Annotated in this window: 15 protein-coding genes, 2 tRNA genes and 2 pseudogenes; 7 read left to right on the top strand and 12 right to left on the bottom strand. The window is 56.3% G+C overall.

The features are described from left to right. Positions 1–9: 9 nt before the first annotated feature. Together A6F69_RS09980 and A6F69_RS09975 are read right to left on the bottom strand one after the other, a co-directional pair. A tRNA-Ile gene (locus tag A6F69_RS09980) sits at positions 10–86 on the bottom strand. Between the two features lie 84 nt (positions 87–170). Next, entirely contained in the window at positions 171–1,934 is a 1,764-nt protein-coding gene (locus tag A6F69_RS09975) for a sensor histidine kinase (RefSeq protein WP_067602899.1), read from the bottom strand. Between the two features lie 227 nt (positions 1,935–2,161). Here A6F69_RS09975 and A6F69_RS09970 point away from each other — a divergent pair, with 227 nt between their 5' ends. Both A6F69_RS09970 and A6F69_RS09965 read left to right on the top strand, forming a co-directional pair. After that, positions 2,162–2,626, top strand: coding sequence for an Lrp/AsnC family transcriptional regulator (locus A6F69_RS09970; protein ID WP_067600672.1), 465 nt, complete (start codon positions 2,162–2,164; stop codon positions 2,624–2,626). 178 nt (positions 2,627–2,804) lie between these two features. After that, positions 2,805–3,194, top strand: a complete 390-nt coding sequence (locus A6F69_RS09965) for a hypothetical protein (protein WP_144573608.1) — start codon at positions 2,805–2,807, stop codon at positions 3,192–3,194. A 59-nt stretch (positions 3,195–3,253) separates the two neighbouring features. Here the strand turns inward: A6F69_RS09965 and accC are convergent, their stop codons facing one another. From accC to A6F69_RS09930, 7 genes and pseudogenes are all read right to left on the bottom strand, one after another. Beyond that, on the bottom strand, positions 3,254–4,603 hold the full coding sequence (accC, locus tag A6F69_RS09960; RefSeq protein ID WP_067600666.1) for an acetyl-CoA carboxylase biotin carboxylase subunit: 1,350 nt from the start codon (positions 4,601–4,603) through the stop codon (positions 3,254–3,256). 3 nt (positions 4,604–4,606) lie between these two features. Further along, complete coding sequence (accB, locus tag A6F69_RS09955; protein WP_067600663.1) at positions 4,607–5,104, bottom strand: acetyl-CoA carboxylase biotin carboxyl carrier protein; 498 nt, start codon at positions 5,102–5,104, stop codon at positions 4,607–4,609. A 93-nt stretch (positions 5,105–5,197) separates the two neighbouring features. After that, positions 5,198–5,647, bottom strand: coding sequence for a type II 3-dehydroquinate dehydratase (locus tag A6F69_RS09950; protein ID WP_067600661.1), 450 nt, complete (start codon positions 5,645–5,647; stop codon positions 5,198–5,200). A gap of 54 nt (positions 5,648–5,701) precedes the next feature. Beyond that, positions 5,702–7,213, bottom strand: a complete 1,512-nt coding sequence (locus A6F69_RS09945; protein ID WP_144573610.1) for a spinster family MFS transporter — start codon at positions 7,211–7,213, stop codon at positions 5,702–5,704. Positions 7,214–8,222: 1,009 nt separating this feature from the next. Next, positions 8,223–8,624, bottom strand: a pseudogene (locus A6F69_RS09940) (holin family protein); the annotation flags it as partial. A 59-nt stretch (positions 8,625–8,683) separates the two neighbouring features. Then, the gene (locus A6F69_RS09935; RefSeq protein ID WP_067600655.1) at positions 8,684–9,574 is read right to left on the bottom strand and encodes an HpcH/HpaI aldolase/citrate lyase family protein; all 891 of its coding nucleotides are present in this window, start codon (positions 9,572–9,574) and stop codon (positions 8,684–8,686) included. Positions 9,575–9,649: 75 nt separating this feature from the next. Further along, positions 9,650–9,726, bottom strand: a tRNA-Pro gene (locus tag A6F69_RS09930). Between the two features lie 236 nt (positions 9,727–9,962). Between A6F69_RS09930 and yajC the strand changes: the two genes are divergently transcribed. The 3 genes from yajC to secF are packed head-to-tail and all read left to right on the top strand — an operon-like array spanning position 9,963 to position 12,919. Then, positions 9,963–10,283, top strand: coding sequence for a preprotein translocase subunit YajC (gene yajC / locus A6F69_RS09925; RefSeq protein ID WP_067600652.1), 321 nt, complete (start codon positions 9,963–9,965; stop codon positions 10,281–10,283). Positions 10,284–10,323: 40 nt separating this feature from the next. Continuing rightward, the gene (secD, locus tag A6F69_RS09920; RefSeq protein ID WP_067600648.1) at positions 10,324–11,928 is read left to right on the top strand and encodes a protein translocase subunit SecD; all 1,605 of its coding nucleotides are present in this window, start codon (positions 10,324–10,326) and stop codon (positions 11,926–11,928) included. A gap of 13 nt (positions 11,929–11,941) precedes the next feature. Then, a complete protein-coding gene (gene secF, locus A6F69_RS09915; protein WP_067600645.1) occupies positions 11,942–12,919 on the top strand; it encodes a protein translocase subunit SecF in 978 nt (325 codons plus the stop codon). A gap of 4 nt (positions 12,920–12,923) precedes the next feature. Here the strand turns inward: secF and A6F69_RS09910 are convergent, their stop codons facing one another. Beyond that, complete coding sequence (locus A6F69_RS09910) at positions 12,924–13,496, bottom strand: helix-turn-helix transcriptional regulator (RefSeq protein WP_067600642.1); 573 nt, start codon at positions 13,494–13,496, stop codon at positions 12,924–12,926. Between the two features lie 103 nt (positions 13,497–13,599). Between A6F69_RS09910 and A6F69_RS09905 the strand changes: the two are divergent. Continuing rightward, a pseudogene (locus tag A6F69_RS09905) lies at positions 13,600–14,072 on the top strand (DUF6456 domain-containing protein). Between the two features lie 8 nt (positions 14,073–14,080). On the opposite strand, the gene A6F69_RS09900 reads toward A6F69_RS09905, so the two are convergent. After that, the gene (locus tag A6F69_RS09900; RefSeq protein ID WP_067600641.1) at positions 14,081–15,886 is read right to left on the bottom strand and encodes an ABC-F family ATP-binding cassette domain-containing protein; all 1,806 of its coding nucleotides are present in this window, start codon (positions 15,884–15,886) and stop codon (positions 14,081–14,083) included. Between the two features lie 61 nt (positions 15,887–15,947). Continuing rightward, a complete protein-coding gene (locus tag A6F69_RS09895) occupies positions 15,948–17,525 on the bottom strand; it encodes an amidohydrolase family protein (protein ID WP_067600638.1) in 1,578 nt (525 codons plus the stop codon). Between the two features lie 143 nt (positions 17,526–17,668). Between A6F69_RS09895 and A6F69_RS09890 the strand changes: the two genes are divergently transcribed. Continuing rightward, the gene (locus A6F69_RS09890; protein ID WP_067600635.1) at positions 17,669–17,977 is read left to right on the top strand and encodes a PepSY domain-containing protein; all 309 of its coding nucleotides are present in this window, start codon (positions 17,669–17,671) and stop codon (positions 17,975–17,977) included. Positions 17,978–18,015 lie beyond the last annotated feature (38 nt).

Raw genomic sequence — 18,015 nt, 5'->3', positions numbered from 1 at the left:
CCTTGCCACTGGTGGGCCCGGCAGGACTCGAACCCGCGACCTAGCCGTTATGAGCGGCCAGCTCTAACCAACTGAGCTACAGGCCCATCAGGCAGCATGTTTGCAATGCGGCGTGCCCCCTACAATGCATGTAGCAATGAAACAAGCACCGAAATGTGATTTTGTTCGGCTTATACCGATACTGCGTCGCTCGCGTCATCGGCAGAGACCCCGGTAACGGCGGTCAGCGGCAATGTAAGTAGCAAGCGATCCTCGTCCTGGACCAGGTCACCGCCTGCGCCTTTCGCCTCGGCACGCGCCAGCCGCAAGCTGAAACCTGCTCCAAAAAGGCCAGAGCTGATCTCAGATGTCTGTCGGCTGACTTCGGCTATAAACGCATCGTCCTCGGCAATCAATTGAGCGGGAAGCTGGCACCAGAATTTTGCCCTGTCGTTCTCAAGTTCTAACTCAGCAGTGATCGCTTCGCCCACTACTGTGGCGCCGGCCAATGTTGCCAGCAGGCGCCATATCATCGCTTCTGCTTCATCGGGATCAACTTCAACCCACATGCTGCGCTGCTGTGTTTGAGCAAATTCAATGCCCGCCATGCGCGGCGCCAGGACATGGTTCAACTGCTCAGATGTGCGCCGTAAGAGCGAGACCAGATCTGTTTTGCCGCCGCCGAGCGAGATTGCGCCACTCTCCAACTTTGCCAGCCGTTCAAGTTCGTCAAAGCCTGCCAGAATATTGGCCGCGTCACCTGCGATCGTTGCTGCCAATGCACGGTAGGCATTTGGGACCGGGCCATACAACTGTTGGTGAATCAACTCGGCAAAACCTTGCACCGCGTTCACCGGCGTCCGCAGTTCATGCAGCAACTGACGAAGACGGTCCGCCTCGCTCTTTGCGCCAATTGCCTTCGACCGGTCAAACGGACGACGGAAGCGCCCAACATAGCCATGGAATCGGCCGCCACTGCGAGAGAAACGCGGATGAGCATCGACAATCCACCGACCGCGTATCGCTGCTGCGCCTTCAAGGACCCGCGTTCCGTGTTCGATCGGTTGTTGCTGACCTACTGCGCTCGCCATCGGATCGAAACTACCGGCAGTTTCTGCCTTGCGTCTGTCTGCAATCCGTTGACCAATAACCATTGGCGCAACGCCGGACTCAGCCCAGATTATGCGTCCCTGCGCATCACTCTCGAAGGCGAAGCTGGTAATTTCGTGTTGCGGCCGAGAGGTCTGTTCACCCAGTGGAAGGCGCGGCGAAAGATCGCTCGCAGGTTCAGGCGCATGGTCGCGTCGGAATTGCGCGATGCGTTCAATGGTAGCTGCAATTACGCTCTTTTCGTCTGCGCCCGCTTGTGCAGCTGGTCTGCGCGGGATGGGAGAGCCCGGCATTCGATCCGATTTGTTTGAAGGTTCGGGCTCCGGCTCGGGCAGCGGCGGAGCCTCTACGTCCAGTTCTACAATCTCATCGGACTCATCGGATTTCGCCGGAGCGCGGCTCTCAGGGTTAGGTAATCCGCGATCGTGGATGCCAAGCTGATCGAGTAACCGTGATGCACCTTCGGGCAAATCGCTGCGATTGCGCAAGAAGCCGCGTGCGCGGATGGGCAAGTGCGGGATCAGGCTTAGCCAGTCATCCTCGTCGAGATCCGCCCGTGCCAGCGCAGCTGATGCCACCTCTGGCTCGTCCTCGGCTAAATGCGCTGCCAAATGCACGCTGCGAAAGCGCCAGCTGGGCTCGCGAACAATGCGCGCGCGCTCTTTGGCAGGAATCTGTTCCCCTAAGGCGCCCAGCCTAAGCCAGGCTGCCGCCAGCAGGCTGCTATCGCGTCCGTAGCTGCGCCCCCCAAGCAAGTCGAGCAACTGACGGAACTGCGTGCGCGCGCCACGCTCACTGGTGGCGCGGTGGCGCAACACAGTCGCAAGGCGGTCGTCAAAGAACATCGCAGCTCCAAAAACGCGCGAGTCGCGCATAGAATCAGGCGCACACAGTTCGCGCCGAGTGTTCCCTACCAGCGTTGAGAACAGCTTGCGGAGTGTGTTTCTCGATGCGTTGCAAAGCGGGACAATTGCTGGCAGGAACAATAATATTAGTTTTGAGCCTGCTAAAAGGGCACATGTGTTTCATTTGGTTCCGAATCGGAGCCAATCTGGGGATATAAGGGTAATTTATGGCCAGTCTGGACGAAATTGACCGCCGCTTGCTGGCTGAATTGCAATCGGAAGGGCGTGTCACGAACGTCGAACTTGCGCATCGAGTGGGTCTGACGGCTCCTCCCTGTCTTCGTCGGGTACGCGGGCTTGAGGACGAAGGTGTAATCCGCGGATATCACGCAGATCTGGACGCTTCGAAACTTGGTTTCGCGATCACGGTTTTCGCGATGGTGAGTCTTAAAAGTCAGGCTGAAAGCGCGCTGCGAGAATTTGAAGAGGCGATGCGCGAACTTCCAGAAGTCCGCGAAGTGCACATGCTCAATGGAGAGATCGACTTTATCCTCAAGGTCGTGAGCCGCGATTTGCAGAGTTTTCAGGAGTTCCTCACCAGCAAGCTGACGCCCGCACCGAATGTAGAGAGCGTCAAGACGTCGCTGACCATCCGCACTGCTAAACATGAGCCGGGTGTGCCACTGGAATAGTCATATTGCCTTGAGCGCGCGATGATCAGCATATCAGGGAGCAATTCTTAGGCGCGTTAGGGTAAAAGATTGGGTCGCGGATTATTGCCACCTATTAGCTGTAAGAATAGCGGCTGATAGTCTGGTTAGAGTTCATGGGGCAGCTGATGTGGCGAGCCCTGCCGGAAGGAAGCGACTTATGAAGATCAACAGCAAAGTAACCGGGCTTTCATCAGTTTTCTTGATGGCATTGGCATTGCTAATTCCGGGTCAGCTCACAGCTCAAGACGGGTCGGGGCGAGGTTCCCAACAAGCCAATTATCACCTGATGCAGTTGTCAGTGCAGACCGACAAGGTCTCGCTTGAGGAGTTTGACACGAGGACAAGGGAGATAAGGTCTTGTCGTGATGCGCGCGATCTGGCGAAAACGTTTGGCGCTGACATCAAGCGAGATCGATTTGTTATGCCGCACCAGCTTCCCGAGGAGCTCAGTGAAGAGTTGAGCAATACTCCAACCGGCCACGCGACAAAGGTCTTCAGCGCCGATCCATCTGTGATGCGGGTGATAGTCATTTGCCATCGCGTTTGACGCGACGGATTGCCGACAGCGCAAGTTGGAGAGTTGATCCAATCGGTTCGGGGAGCACGCTACCCCTTGCGTTTCTCAAGCCATTCCTCGAGCCATTTGATTGAATAATCACCGCTCAGGATATCGTCTTGGTGCAACAGCTCCTGATGTAGCGGAATATTGGTTTTCACGCCTTCCACTACCATCTCCTCAAGCGCTCGGCGTAGACGCATGATGCAGCCCTCGCGATTGCGACCGTAGACGATCAGCTTGGCAATCATGCTGTCGTAATATGGCGGGATCGAATAGCCCGCATATAACCCTGAATCCACGCGAACATGCATCCCGCCGGCAGGGTGATAATAGGAGACCTTGCCGGGTGAGGGGGCAAAGGTAAATGGGTCCTCTGCATTGATCCGGCACTCGATTGCGTGACCTTTGAACTCGAGATCTTCTTGCGCCACGGAAAGTGGTTTGCCAGCTGCAATACGGATCTGTTCCCGCACCAGATCGACACCGGTGATTGCTTCAGTGACGGGGTGTTCGACCTGAAGGCGCGTGTTCATCTCAATAAAGTAGAATTCGCCATCTTCCCAAAGGAACTCGATCGTACCTGCCCCGCGATAGCCCATGTCGCGCATCGCTTTTGAGCAAACTTCGCCCATTCGCATGCGCTCTTCGTGGTTGATCACGGGGGAGGGAGCCTCCTCCAATACCTTTTGGTGTCGGCGCTGCAGCGAGCAATCCCGTTCACCAAGGTGGATCGCATTACCATTGCCATCGCCGAACACTTGGAATTCGATATGGCGCGGATTACCAAGATACTTCTCGATATATACGGTGTCGTCGCCAAACGCGGCCTTGGCTTCGCTGCCAGCCTGCTTCATCAGCGTTTCAAGTTTGTCCTCGCTTTCGCACACCTTCATGCCGCGCCCGCCGCCACCTGATGCGGCTTTGATGATCACGGGATAGCCAATGTCCTGGGCGATCTTTCTGGCTTCATCGTAGTCGGAAACTGCGCCGTCGCTTCCCGGTACCAGGGGCAGACCCAACTCGCCGGCAGTTTGCTTGGCGGCGACCTTGTCACCCATCGTGCGGATGTGCTCTGGTTTGGGCCCGATCCACTTGATATCGTGTGCTTCGACGATCTCAGCGAATTTCGCATTCTCGGATAGAAAACCGTAGCCGGGGTGGATCGCGTCACAATGCGCGCATTCGGCGGCTGAAATGATGTTCGCGATGTTGAGATAACTGTCGGTTGCTGCGGGGGGGCCGATACACACCGCCTGATCAGCCAATCGGACGTGCATTGCGTCTGCATCGGCAGTCGAATGCACTGCGACCGTTTCGATACCCATTTCATGCGCGGCGCGGTGGATACGCAGCGCGATTTCGCCCCGATTGGCGATCAATATGCGTGAAATGCTCATGACTTAGCCGATTTCGACGAGCGGCTGGTCGAATTCGACCGGCTGTCCGTTGTCGACAAGGATCGCCTTCACCGTGCCGGACTTATCAGCGGGAATCGGGTTCATAACCTTCATCGCCTCGACAATGAGTAGCGTGTCGCCTTCTTTAACGCTGTCACCGACCTTTACGAAATTGTCTGCTTCCGGCTCAGGCGCAAGATAGGCGGTGCCCACCATCGGAGATTTTATCGCGTCACCGTGATCCTCTGCCGGTGCTTCGCCGGCTGCAGGAGTAGGGGCCGCAGCAGCAGGTGCCGCAGCCGCCGGTGCCGGGACAGCTACCGGCGCTGCCGCATAGGAAGGTACTCCGCCGCCGCGCGCGACCCGAATCTTCCGGTCATCATCCTCGACTTCGATTTCGGTGAGACCCGTTTCGTTGAGTAGTTCAGCCAATTCGCGCACGAGTTTGCTGTCGATATTCATGCCGGATTTGCGACCCCCGGCAGCTTTACGTTCGGCCATTATTGCCCCTCAAATATTGGTTGCGAGTGTGACTATTCGTCCAAAATGTGGCTGGCAAGAGGCGTTGTGCCACTTTTTCTTAGCAGAAAAGCGTCAGACTTCGCCTTTTGCGACGGCTTCGAGAGCGATCAGATAGCTCTTTGCCCCGTGACCCTGCACGCATTTCGCGGCGGCCTTGCCGACATAAGAGATATGCCGGAAATCTTCGCGAGTCGTCGGATCGGAAAGGTGCACTTCAATCACCGGTGTTCTGATCGCCTTTATCGCGTCGAGCAACGCGATTGAGGTGTGTGTATAAGCCGCAGCGTTCAGTAGAACGGCGCGGGCGCCCTCGGCTTGAGCTTCATGCAACCAATCCACCAGCATACCCTCATGATTAGTCTGCCGCATATCGATGGCCAAGCCCAACTCGCGGGCGCGATCCTCAAGCATGCCCGCGATATCGTCGAGCGTGTCCGAGCCGTAAATCTCCGGCTCGCGCAGCCCTAGCAGATTCAGGTTCGGTCCGTTGAGGACGTAGACGGTGTTGGTGGTTTCGGACATTTCTGTGAACTAGCGGGAGAGTTGGCAACTGCAAAGCAGAACGTGACACGCGCGCTATTGAGCAGAGTTCGCAACCATGTCCCTTTGTAGTGTTCGGCCAGCTAGAAGATAATGCAGGGCTGCCCAGCCATAGCCGCACACAAAAACCACGATTGACCATTGCAGTCCGCGCGCGTCAGCGCTGGCACAGGCGGCAAGACTTGCATCTTGTGTGCTGCTTGGCGTCAGGCCATTGCTTGACGCGAAGGCCAACAATGGTTTGCAGGATTCGAGCGTCAGGCCCAGACCCTGCGCATCCAGAAATGCCGTTTTTAGGAATGTCGACAGCGCGCCTATCAGCGGTGGTCCCAGACCATAGCCGAGCAAGTTGACCACGAACAATGTGATCGCAACTGAGGTTGCGCGCATTCGGCTGTCCACTACTCCGCCTGAGACTGCGTACATAGGTCCAAGGTAGAAATAGTGAATCATTGCCGCGATCATCAAGGGTGGCATGGCAAGCCAAAGACTATCTGTAAGGAAACCAAAGGCGTAAAGAGGAACAGACGCGGCCATGCCAACCGCAGGCAGCCAGGACAGCGCGTTAGGGTAACGCTTGGCCATCTTGTCCGATAGCCAGCCCGAACTGAACACGCCGAGCGCTGCCATCAGGCCAAGTATGATCCCGAAAAGGAGCGATGCCGTTTGGATAGAGAGCTCATGCGTGCGGATCAGAAAGGATGTCGTGAATTGGCCCACGCCGTAACCCACGAAAGAGGCAAGCGTGGCGCCGATCACTACGTGGCGATAAGCGGGTTTTTTCATCAGAACCGCTAGCGATTCCTTGAAACTTGCCTTTTCAAGCCCTTGCAGTGCGGCCGGATCAGTGTAGCCGCGCGGAGGTTCCTTGATGCTTCGCCACACGATCAGAGATAGCAGCAGGCCAGGAATGCCGACAACAACGAAAGCAATTCGCCAACCTTCGACTTGCGACCAGTCCAGATCACCGAACAATCCGCCTAGGCCGGTCGAGGCGATCCATGCGCCAAAATCCGCGCCTTGCATGCCCGCGATTTGGCCTCCGAAGATAGACGCGAGCATACCGCCTAGCGGAACGCCCAACGCATAGATCGATACCGCCGTCGCGCGTCTGGATGGCTTGAAATAATCGGCAATCAGCGATTGCGCAGGCGGGGTGCAGCCCGCTTCTCCGATGCTAACGCCTACGCGGAACAAAAAAAGCATCATGAAAGACATGGCGAAGCCGCACAGAGCGGTGAACAGGCTCCACACAGCGACCGCAAGCGCAATGATCAACACGCGGTTCTTGCGCTCCGCGACTCGAGCGATGGGTAGACCCAGAAACGTATAGAGGACCGCAAAGGCGGGACCGCCGAGAAGCCCCATTTGCCAATCTTCAAGGCCAAAGGTGAGCTTGATCGGTTCGGTCAAGATGTTGACGATAGTGCGATCGATAAAGTTGAAGATGTAGACGATCAGGAGCGCGCTGAGTACGTAAGCGCGATAACCGGGCGTACCGAAACCTTCGGATGGTGTTCGGCCAAAGGCCGGGCTTTCAGCAGGCACACTAGCGCTCAGTTCCGTGATAGTTGTTCTCCCCCAACATAGCCTACATCTTCACTCTTTTTGCGCTGACGTAAAGCGTGACGATTTGTGGTCTTGCTCATCATCTGTCACATTGAACACGGGTCGAGCATTGTTTGAGGGGTGTTCTATGCGCCGGGGCCTGCTTTGCCTTCCGATGTTGATGGTCGTTTCAGTCGTGATCGCTCAGGATCAGTTGCCGCAATACGCGCAGACGACATCAAAACTGGCTACAGCAATCTATGAGGGGGAGAACCTCGATAATGTCGACGAACTGTTCAAATTGACTTCATTTGAACGTTCAGAACTTGCGCGGCTAAGCGGATGCGATGGCGAAATTCAACCAGGTGGCGGGGAAACCGAAGTCAGAATCTTTTGGAGATGCGCATCAACCAGTCAGCGGCCGGATCTCCTACGATCGACGTCCTTCCTATTTGACGATCAGGGCGAGCTCATTGCGCTGGCAATAAACTCAATAGACTCCAATGAGTCCGCCTCATCGGCCCGATCGCACGATATCGAGCTCAGATCTCGAGGCATTATTGCAAGTGATTTCGCAAGTGCTGTCTTGGCCGGCGAAGATGCCTCGCTTGGAGGCGTAATTCCACTCGATGACTTCGAAATAGGTCGCCTTTCTGAATTGAGAGCTGACTCTTTCCGCCTTCTGAAACGCTCTGATCCCTCGCTCAGGATTATCAGATTCTATTCGGAAGATGGCTATGTACCGAGCGTTTGGCTCCGTTTCGACGAAACTGGATATCCTAAAGGAGTTGATTTTGCGCCGAGGTATGATCCAAACCGTAGCGGCCGATCGATAAGGGCAGATCGAGCCAGGCGGGCTCGAGAGAATTCTCAGGAAATCACCGCGAGAAATCGCAACTCACAAAGACAACATACCGACCGAGATATATCGCAGCGGACGCGAAAGTTGTGCCCTTCGTGCTAGGCCGATTCCCTGCATAGCCAAAAGCTGACAGGTCATCGATCTACCCCCCCTAACTTTGCCCCATTGGCGCGCAGCGGTGTAACCGAGGTATCCGGTGCCAAACAACGTATATAGCGCTTTAGGCAATGCGCCGAGATAGCTGGTCATTTCTTCACCAATCGCTTTGGCAGCACCAGGATTGAACGCGGCAATGACACCCATCGGCACGCTGAACAGGATCAGCGCGTACATCACATAGAGGAAACTGGGGCGTGCGCGGCTGGTCCACGGGTCCTCCGATTGCGCCTCTGCCACGATGGCTTGCAGGCGCGCTTCTATCATTTGCATCTCTTGTGTGCCTTCAAGCTTGATGAGCTCAAGCTTGGCCTTTGCGCGCGCTTCCTTGTCCGGAATGATCTTGTCGATGATTGAGGCGAGGGGGCCAATCAGCGAATCGAGTAAAGCCAACTGTCGAACTCCTGCGAACTAAATCGCTGGAGATAACCAAATGGGTTCATGTAGGAAAATCAGGCACTTTCGCCTGCTTCCGCAAGCAGTCTTTCCGCGAGTGCCAGGTGTGGACGATCTAGCATTTGCCCATCGAGCCCCACAGTGCCAGCGCCAGGGTTGTCCGCGAAGGCCTGAACAATTGCTTTGGCATGGGCGATTTCCTCCGCGCCCGGCGTAAAGGCGTCATTGATCACATCCACTTGCGCTGGATGTATCGCCAACATCCCTCGATATCCTTGGCTTCGCACCATCAGTGCTCGCTCGCGCAGAGCGTCCAGATCGCGAAATTCCGGCATCACCGTTTCGATTGGTGCGCAGTTGGCTGCCACAGCTCCCAGCAGACACAGATTTCGCGCCATTTCGTACATCGGCATGTACGATCCGTCCGACCGGTGCTGCACGCGGGCTCCAAGAGCCGAAGACAAATCTTCCGCTCCCCAACTCATGGCGATTAGCCGTGGTGCGCCGGCGTAATCTCCGCAATGGAACATTGCCTTGGGGGTCTCTGTAACCAGCGCTGCGACGAGGGTGGAGCGAGTAGCGGCTGGCAGGCTGGCTTCGCGTGCAGTCAGCATCGCGTCCAGCGCTTCCACATCTTCGCGTCCTTCAGCTTTGGGCAAGAAGAGACCACCGGGAGATGATGCCATGATCGCATCAAGATCGGCCTCGATTTCGCCGCTGGTCAACGGATTGACCCGCACCCAAATACGATGCCTGTCGTCGCGTGACTTTAGGAAAGCCGCCACCGCTTCTCGCGCGGCAGGTTTGTTGTGTGGTGTCACCGAATCTTCGAGATCGAGCAAAACGATGTCAGCATTGCTGTCGCTGGCTTTCGTCATCTTGCGCTCGGAATCGCCGGGTGCGAACAGCCAGCTGCGCATCTTGGGAAGTTTAGGGTGCTCGCTCATGCAAATCTCTCCTCAGCCGCGCGGGTTAGAGCGCGCCGCGACCGGGTGCAAGCCAACATCTGGAGAGGAAACCACTGGTCGGGATGACTGGATTCGAACCAGCGACCCCCACACCCCCAGTATGGTGCGCTACCAGGCTGCGCTACATCCCGAACCAAGTGGAAGCGCGCCTATAGGTGCGCGAATTGCTGCTTGCAAGCTGTGTCGTGGTACGGAGCCGCGAAGTGTGGACGGCGCGCCACACATGGCGCGGTTCCAATTGCGGCTGGCTTGCAATGCTGCTAACCGCGCCCACTTACCGTGGACGGGTAGAAGACGAGGGTGCATTGCGCGCCCATCCGACGCAACCCGCTCAGTTTCAAATCCTAGTCTTACAGGCTCAAAACCAATGTTTGAAATTCTTGCCGCAGCGGCCAGCGCCGAAGCTCCGCCAGCCTGGATCCAATGGCTGCCGATTATCGGTATGATCCTGATTTTCTGGTTCCTGATTATCCGTCCGCAAATGAAGCGGCAAAAGGAACACCAGCAGAAAATTGCATCGATCAAGAAAGGTGATCAAGTGGTCACCGCTGGAGGACTTGTCGGCAAGGTGCACAAGGTTGATGACACCTACGCCGAGCTCGATCTGGCGCAAGGGGTACGCGTAAAGGCTGTTAAGAGTACCATTGGTGACATCATTCCGCCGGGCGGCACTCCGGCCAACGACTGACGCCAGACAATCGCGCGATAAAGTACGGACGTATTCACCAATGCTCGACTTTCCAATCTGGAAGAAGATCTGGCTCTGGGGCCTGACGCTGGTGGCGGTTGCTGCCGCAATTCCATCGCTCACCACGAATACCGGTTTTCAATGGCCTGAATTCCTGCCCGATCCCGAAATCAATCTGGGTCTGGACTTGGCCGGTGGCAGCCACATTCTGCTTGAAGCCGACCCGGCGCAGGTCGCAGATCAGCGTTTGGAAAACATGGAAGAGACGGTGCGCTCAACTATGCGGGGTTCCGTGCCGGAAAGTCGCATCCGCATTGGTGATGTTTCGACGGCAAATGGTGAACTGAGCTTTATGCTTGATGATCCGTCCGATCTTGATCGCGCGCGAGAGCTCCTGTTGCCGGTCATGAATGGCACCGGATTGGTGCGCGAATGGGACCTGCGCGTCGAAGATGCGCAACGCATGATCCTAACCCCGACCGACGACGGGATCGAAACCGCGGTTGATCAGGCGATGGAAAGTGCAACCGAAGTTGTTCGCAAGCGCATTGACTCGCTTGGCACGCGCGAGCCCACGATCATCCGGCAGGGTGACACACGCATTGTTGTGCAGGTGCCAGGTTTGGATGATCCCGATCAGCTAAAGGCGCTGCTGGGACAGACTGCCCGGTTGGAATTCAAAATGGTCGACCAAAGCGCGCTGCCCAGCGATGTAGCGCAAGGCATCGCTCCGCTGGGTTCCGAGATTTTTCCCTATGCTGAAACATCTCAGTTTTCGGGTACATCAGTTGCTGTGCGCCGGCTCGGTGGAATTCGCGGCGATAGCTTGATCAATGCACAACAAAGTTTTGACCCACAGACGAACGAACCGGTTGTAAGCATTACATTTGACCAGCAGGGCGGCTCACGGTTTGCTCAGTTGAGCACGCAGAACGTCGGCAGGCCGTTCGCGATCATTCTTGATGGGAACGTGCTGTCTACCCCAGTTTTCAACGAGCCGATTCTGGGTGGTAGCGCACAGATTTCGGGAGGATTTACTGTCGACACGGCGAACAATCTCGCCATTTCGCTGCGTTCGGGTGCGCTTCCAGTCGATCTGACTGTTATCGAAGAGAACACTGTCAGTCCGGAACTTGGGGCGGACTCGATCCGCAAGGGTATGCTGGCGATGCTGGTCGGTTCAGCTGCAGTGATCGCCCTGATGATCGCAAGCTATGGCCGGTTCGGTATATATGCCACGGCTGCGCTACTGCTGAATGTGCTCATCATCCTAGGTATTATGGCGGGCCTCAACACAACGCTGACGCTGCCGGGCATTGCAGGCTTCGTTTTGACAATCGGCGCGGCGGTTGATGCCAATGTCCTGATCAATGAACGAATACGCGAAGAGCGCAAGCGCGGGCGACGCGTGATCGCAGCGGTGGAGAATGGCTATAAAGAAGCGAGCCGCGCGATTTATGATGCAAACATCACCAACTTTATCGCCGGCGTACTGCTGTTCCTTTTTGGATCAGGCCCGGTTCGCGGTTTCGCGGTTGTTCTGGTGATCGGCCTTTTCACGAGCGTGTTTACCGCAGTGGTGCTGACTCGCATGTGGGTAGCGGGGTGGCTCCGCAAAGCACGCCCAAGCGATATCAGTCTTTAAGGGGATAGGAACGATGCGACTTCTCAAACTTGTCCCTGACGACACCAACATCAAGTTTCTTAAATGGCGTGTGCCGTTCTTCGTGCTCAGCCTGATCCTGATCGCTGCAAGTTGGGCACTCGTCCTGACCAAAGGCATAAATTACGGCGTAGACTTTGCGGGTGGTCAGGAAGTGCGACTGACCTTCGAGCAGCGTGAGGAAGCCCCAATTCCGGCATTGCGCGAGATGGTCACTAGTTTGGGCTATGGCACGCCCGTTGTGCAGGAAATTGGCGCACCGAATTCGGTATCGATCCGTGTCCCGCTTCCTGAAAGCGCGGAAAGCGAACCTGGCGCTGCTACCGAAATTGGCAATCAGGTCATTGAGATGATCGAAGCTGAGTACCCTAACGTGGCCCGTGACGGGAATAACACCGTGTCTGGCAAGGTGGCAGGAGAGTTCCGTCAGGATGCCGTCTTGGCATTGATCGCGGCGATGCTGGCCGTTGCGATATACATCTGGATACGTTTCGAGTGGCAGTTTGGTGTGGGCGGCCTCTTCGCGCTGTTCCACGATGTCTCTCTGACGCTGGGCATGTTCTCTTTATTCCAGATGGAATTCAGTTTGCAGATCATCGCGGCAATTCTGGCCATCATCGGCTATTCGCTGAATGACACGATCGTCGTGTATGACCGTATTCGCGAAAATCTGAAGAAGTATCGCAAGATGGATCTCACGGACTTGCTCGACTTGTCCGTGAATGAAACGCTCGCGCGAACAGTCATGACCAGCCTGACGTTGCTGGTTGCTCTGCTACCGCTTTTACTGTTCGGACCGGAGAGCTTGTTTGGTCTGGTCGCTGCGATAACCTTGGGTCTTTTCGTTGGTACTTACAGCTCGGTCTACATGGCGGCGCCATTGCTTATATGGATGGGTGTGAACTCCAGCAGCTTCGTACCGCAGGAAAGCGCCGCCGACCTGCAAGAAAAAAAGGCACGAGGGCAGGTCTGAGCCGCTAGAGCTTTCGCACGAGCATCTCGGCGACGGCAATCCATGGCGGATTGTCGACCACCTGCTGCTTCTGGCCGCTGCCCGGCGGCAGAATGCCAACCAGTTCGCCTTGACGATCGATCAGCCGCCCAAAAGCAAATCGCCCACCGGGTCGTGGGACCAATACATCGCGATTGATCGCATGACTGACGTCTGCGCCCTCTAGTTGTCTCATCCAGAGTAAGTCACCCGGACGAAATTCTCCGACGCTCTCCTTCACGCTGATAACCGTCAACGCGCCTTCGCCAGCGATATCACTGGGCAGCAAGGCTTCCCTTGGTTTTGAGAGTGCATCGGGTCCGTGGCCGGCCAGCTCAGCGATAACCATCGGCGCTGGTGTTTCTTCGGATCGCACGATCATTTCCGGATCGACTTGAAGCGCAGCAGCAATACGATCCATCCACTTGAGTGAAAGATTACGCATGCCTGTTTCGAGGCGGCCGATGGTTTGCGGAGTGGTGGGCGGATCACAGGCTTCTGCCAGCTCCGCCAGAGTCATTCCCTTGCTCTTGCGTATATCACGGATGCGATTGATCATCGCAGATCTCCTGAAGCGCATAACCAAAATGGTGATTTTTCTTTCCTACAGCGCGTGCAGCGTTGCAAGTGCGCCCCCCGATTCATCAACAGGAGACAGCACAATGCAGCGGCAACTGGTGGAGAAAGAACTGACCGAAGAGGGCCCGATCAGGGGTCGGGAGCGAGAGGAAAACGCCGCACGATTACCGTCAATCTGGCGGAATCTCCGCTGAGTTGGCTACATTCGCGCGGCCATGTCGACGACCGACTGTTCGACGCCGGCGAACGCTTGCGCGATGATTTCGAGCGCGCGCAGCTTGGTCCCAATGTTACCATGAGGTGGGAGCCGGTCCGTGTAAAAAGCACTGGCGGGCAAGGCCTGTCGACAAACGAACGACAGATCGCAGCAAAGGACAGATTTGACGGTGCACTGCGCGAAGCGGGAAAAGGCCTACAAGATATCCTGTGGCGCGTCGTATGTGCAGGGGAAGGGCTTCCTGAGGCGGAAAAGCAGCTTGGCTGGCCGGCGCGAAGCGGCAAATTGGTGCTAAAGTTGGCACTGGACCGCGTAGCGGATTTCTGCCGCATAAGGTGAGGGTGGCCTCATCCCTCGACCTTTTCGGCCAACTCTAGCCAGCGCTCTTCCGCTGCATCCTTTGCTGCACGGGCGTTCTCTAACCCCTGGCTGATGGCTGCAAACTTCTTCGGGTCCTTGGTGTAGAGCTCGGGATCAGACAGGATTTGCTCACCCTTGCTTATTGCTGCTTCCAATTCCTCAATCCGCGCGGGAAGTAGCTCGTAGTCACGCTGATCCTTGTATGAAAGCTTATCCGGTTTTGGTGGAGGCGGCGGCGGAGAACTTCTCTTATTCTCGGCAAGGGCGGATTTGGTCTTTCTGACTTTTGGTTCGCGGCGTTTGCGCTCCCAATCCTCATACCCACCAGCAACTACGTCCACCGTGCCGCTTCCGTCCAGACCAAGCGTCAGTGTGACAGTCCGGTCCAGAAAATCACGGTCGTGGCTAACAATCAGTACAGTACCATCATAATCGGCGATGACTTCTTGCAACAGATCTAGCGTCTCGAGATCAAGATCGTTGGTTGGTTCATCGAGCACGAGCAGGTTCGACTTGCGGGCAAATTCGCGTGCCAGAAGCAGTCGCGATCGCTCACCACCAGACAGGATGCCGACCTTGGTTTCAACGATCTTCGGATCGAACAGAAAGTCTTTCAGATACGCCTGCACATGTTTGCGGTTGCCGCGCACGTCGAGCCAGTCACCACCCTCGGCAAGAACTTGCCTGACCGTGCGATCGGGTTCCATCAGGCTGCGCTGTTGATCGATCATCACGCCGGTCAGCTTTTTTGAGATCGTGACAGTACCGCCATCGGGCTCAAGTTCGCCAGTGAGCATCTTAAGAAGCGTCGTCTTTCCGGCACCGTTGGCGCCGACAATGCCGATCCGGTCGCCGCGCTGGATGCGCAGACTAAAGGGCTGGATCACTGTACGATCATCATAGCTCTTCGATATATTCTCCGCGACTATGACCGACTTTGATTTGAAGTCTTCTTCCGTCGCAAGTTTGAGCTTGGCTGTTCCGCCGCCCGAGATCATTGCAGCTCGTTGCGCGCGCATCTGCCACAATTTCTCCAACCGTCCCTGATTACGCTTGCGCCGCGCGGTTACGCCGCGCTCAAGCCAGTGCGCTTCGATCTTGAGCTTCGCGTCGAGCTTCTCAGCGGCGCGGGCCTCTTCTGCATAGACCTGCTCTTCCCAAGCCTCGTAACCGCCAAAGCCAACTTCCTTGCGCCGGATAATGCCCCGGTCGAGCCAAAGGGTTGCACTGGTGAGTCGCTTCAGGAATGTGCGGTCATGGCTAATCACGATGAACGCGCCCTTGTAGCGGGTCAGCCAGTCTTCGAGCCAGTCGATGGCGGCAAGGTCTAGATGGTTGGTTGGCTCATCCATCAGCAGCAGATCGGGCTCTTGCGCCAACGCGCGAGCAATGGCGGCCCGGCGGCGTTCACCACCGCTTGCGCCTGCGGATGCGGTCGTCATGTCGATGCCAAGCTGGCCGGCAATTGCTTCGACTTCGTGTTCAGCCGGCGCGTGTTCGCCCAATAATGCCCAATCCATGAGAGTGTCGCACCCGGTGAAATCAGGATCTTGCTCCAGCACTACAATACGCACGCCCGGCTTTACCTTGCGCGTGCCCCGATCAGCCTCAATCTGGTTATCGATCAAGCGGAACAGTGTTGTTTTTCCGGCGCCATTGCGTCCTATGAGTGCAAGCCGGTCCCGCGGCCCAATATGCAAATTGATGTCTTCACGGTCCGGGCCACCCAGCAGCCAGCGACCGCCTTGCTGCAGACCAAGGCCTTCCCATGAGAGGATTGGTGGTTGCGCCATAGGCCGCGCGCGTTAAGCGACGGCGCGGCTCTCTGCAATAGTTGGTGATAAGCCGTTGGCGTTATTCAGCCATGGTGGCGTTATCGTGCAGCTTCTGCATTTCAACCATATCGGCAACGTCTTCCAGCAAACTGGGCGCATCAAAGACGATCCCATCCTTGATCGTCCAGCGAACACCGCCAACGGTCTCTAATTGGTTGGTCTCGCGATTGAGACGAGTGTGTCCGGTGCCGTAAAGTATCTTCAGGTTGGACAGCGGGTTTTCCGGGACAATTACCAGGTCAGCAAGTTTTCCAACCTTGATCGAACCAAAGGGTGGCTCAACGCCCTTAGGGTCATAAATCTCGCGTGCACCATTGATTGTTGCAGCCTGAATGACTTCCAAAGGAGTCAGGCCCGCTTCGCGCAGCATCTCGAGCTCTCCGATGTAGGCGAACCCCCATGTCTGATAGATATAACCCGGATCAGATCCAGCCGTCACGCGCCCGCCGCGGTCCTTGAACTCACGCGTCAGATCGAACCATTTGCGGTAGAAGTTTCGCCATGCAACTTCGTCATCACTGGTCCAATCATGATAGTAGCTGCCGTGATTGGTAAGACTAGGTGAATAGAACCGCATCAGCTGCGGCAGAGTGTATTTCTCATGCCATTCGAGATTGCGCGCTCTCATGACGTCGCGGCTGGCAGAGTAGATATTGAAAGTGGGGCTGAGCGTAACGTCATTCTCGATCAGATGATCGACATAGGCGCTCCACTCTTCGCTGTCGGGATCGCCCACCTGATCGGCGAGCCGAGCGACCCATGCAAAACGTGATTGCTCATCAAGATAGTTATAGTCCGCGGGATATTGCGGCAGTGCGGCCCCATTTAGCAGGCTTTCAAAATGACCATAGAAGTGAGTAACTCCATCAAGACCAAGCTCTGTCGCGACACGTGCGTTGACTTCCGCCACGCCGCGCTGACCCAGATGTGCGACAGTACCAAGCCCGTGCTTGTCGGATTCATCTAGAATTGCGGCCAGTGTGGCGGGGTCTTCACTGTTGAAGAACTTGATCCCATCATAGCCCCGGTTCGCAATCCAGCGCACCCATTCACGTCCTTGTTCAGGGGTGCGCACGGCGCCATTGGGCCAGACATCTCCCGGAACTGCGTATGCAAATAGACGAGGTGCAGTGATTGTATTGGCCGCGCTCCGGCGCTTCTGGCTAAGCGAAGGATCGTCAGGACCAAACCCGAAACCAACCCCACGAACGCTCGTCACCCCATGTGCCAGCCATAGCTTGAATCCGTAGGACGGCTGGGGCGCCTTGGACGGGTCGCCGTTGTGTCCGTGCGTGTCGACGAAGCCCGGCAAGACATACATTCCGCTGGCGTCAATCACGCGATCGGCGGGAACATCTCCTCCTCCTCTCATGATGCGCGTTATGCGGTTGCCTTCCACAAGGATGCTGACTGGACCTTCGGGAGGCGCACCGGTGCCATCGATCATGGTTGCGCCCTTGATGAGCAATGTATCGTACGGACCTTCGCCTTCACCGGCCGGGCGTTCCGGAACCCTCTCCATTTGCGCAGCTGCAGGTGCAGAGAAAGCAATCGCAGCGCCGGTTAGCGCGACTGCGCTCAGCAATGACTTAAGCATTAGGTGTCTCCCAGTTCCTTATGCCCTAGCGCGCTCAACTTGGCTTGCAAACCATTGCCAAACAGAGCCATAGTTTCCTGAACGCCATTGAATTGCGATATTCACACCTTGTTCAACGCTTTAGGCTTAGGCATGACGGCATCATGAAACGCATCGCATCTCTTTTAGGCGCATTTGCCATTGCTACTATCGGGATATCAGCCCCCGCAGTTGCGCATGAGCAAGCGCGCAATGATCAGAATGAGGCGCGCAAGGAAATGCGTGCGGGCAATGTGCTGTCCTTGCGCGAGATTGAACGGCGCGTTTTGCCACAAATGCGTGGAAGTGAGTATCTGGGCCCTGCCTATGATGCGACCGCGCGCGCATATCGCCTAAAATTCATCAAGGATGGCCGCGTTACTTATGTCGATGTCGATGCACGTACAGGACGGATCATCCGACGCTCGAACTGACTCCAAGCTGACATGGTAGGTGGACAATCGCTTGATCC

Origin of the sequence: Altererythrobacter ishigakiensis (assembly GCF_001663155.1) — a bacterium.
Taxonomy (GTDB): domain Bacteria; phylum Pseudomonadota; class Alphaproteobacteria; order Sphingomonadales; family Sphingomonadaceae; genus Erythrobacter; species Erythrobacter ishigakiensis.
The sequence above is the reverse complement of the archived record's forward strand: the minus strand, read 5'-3'. Positions and strand labels throughout refer to the sequence as shown.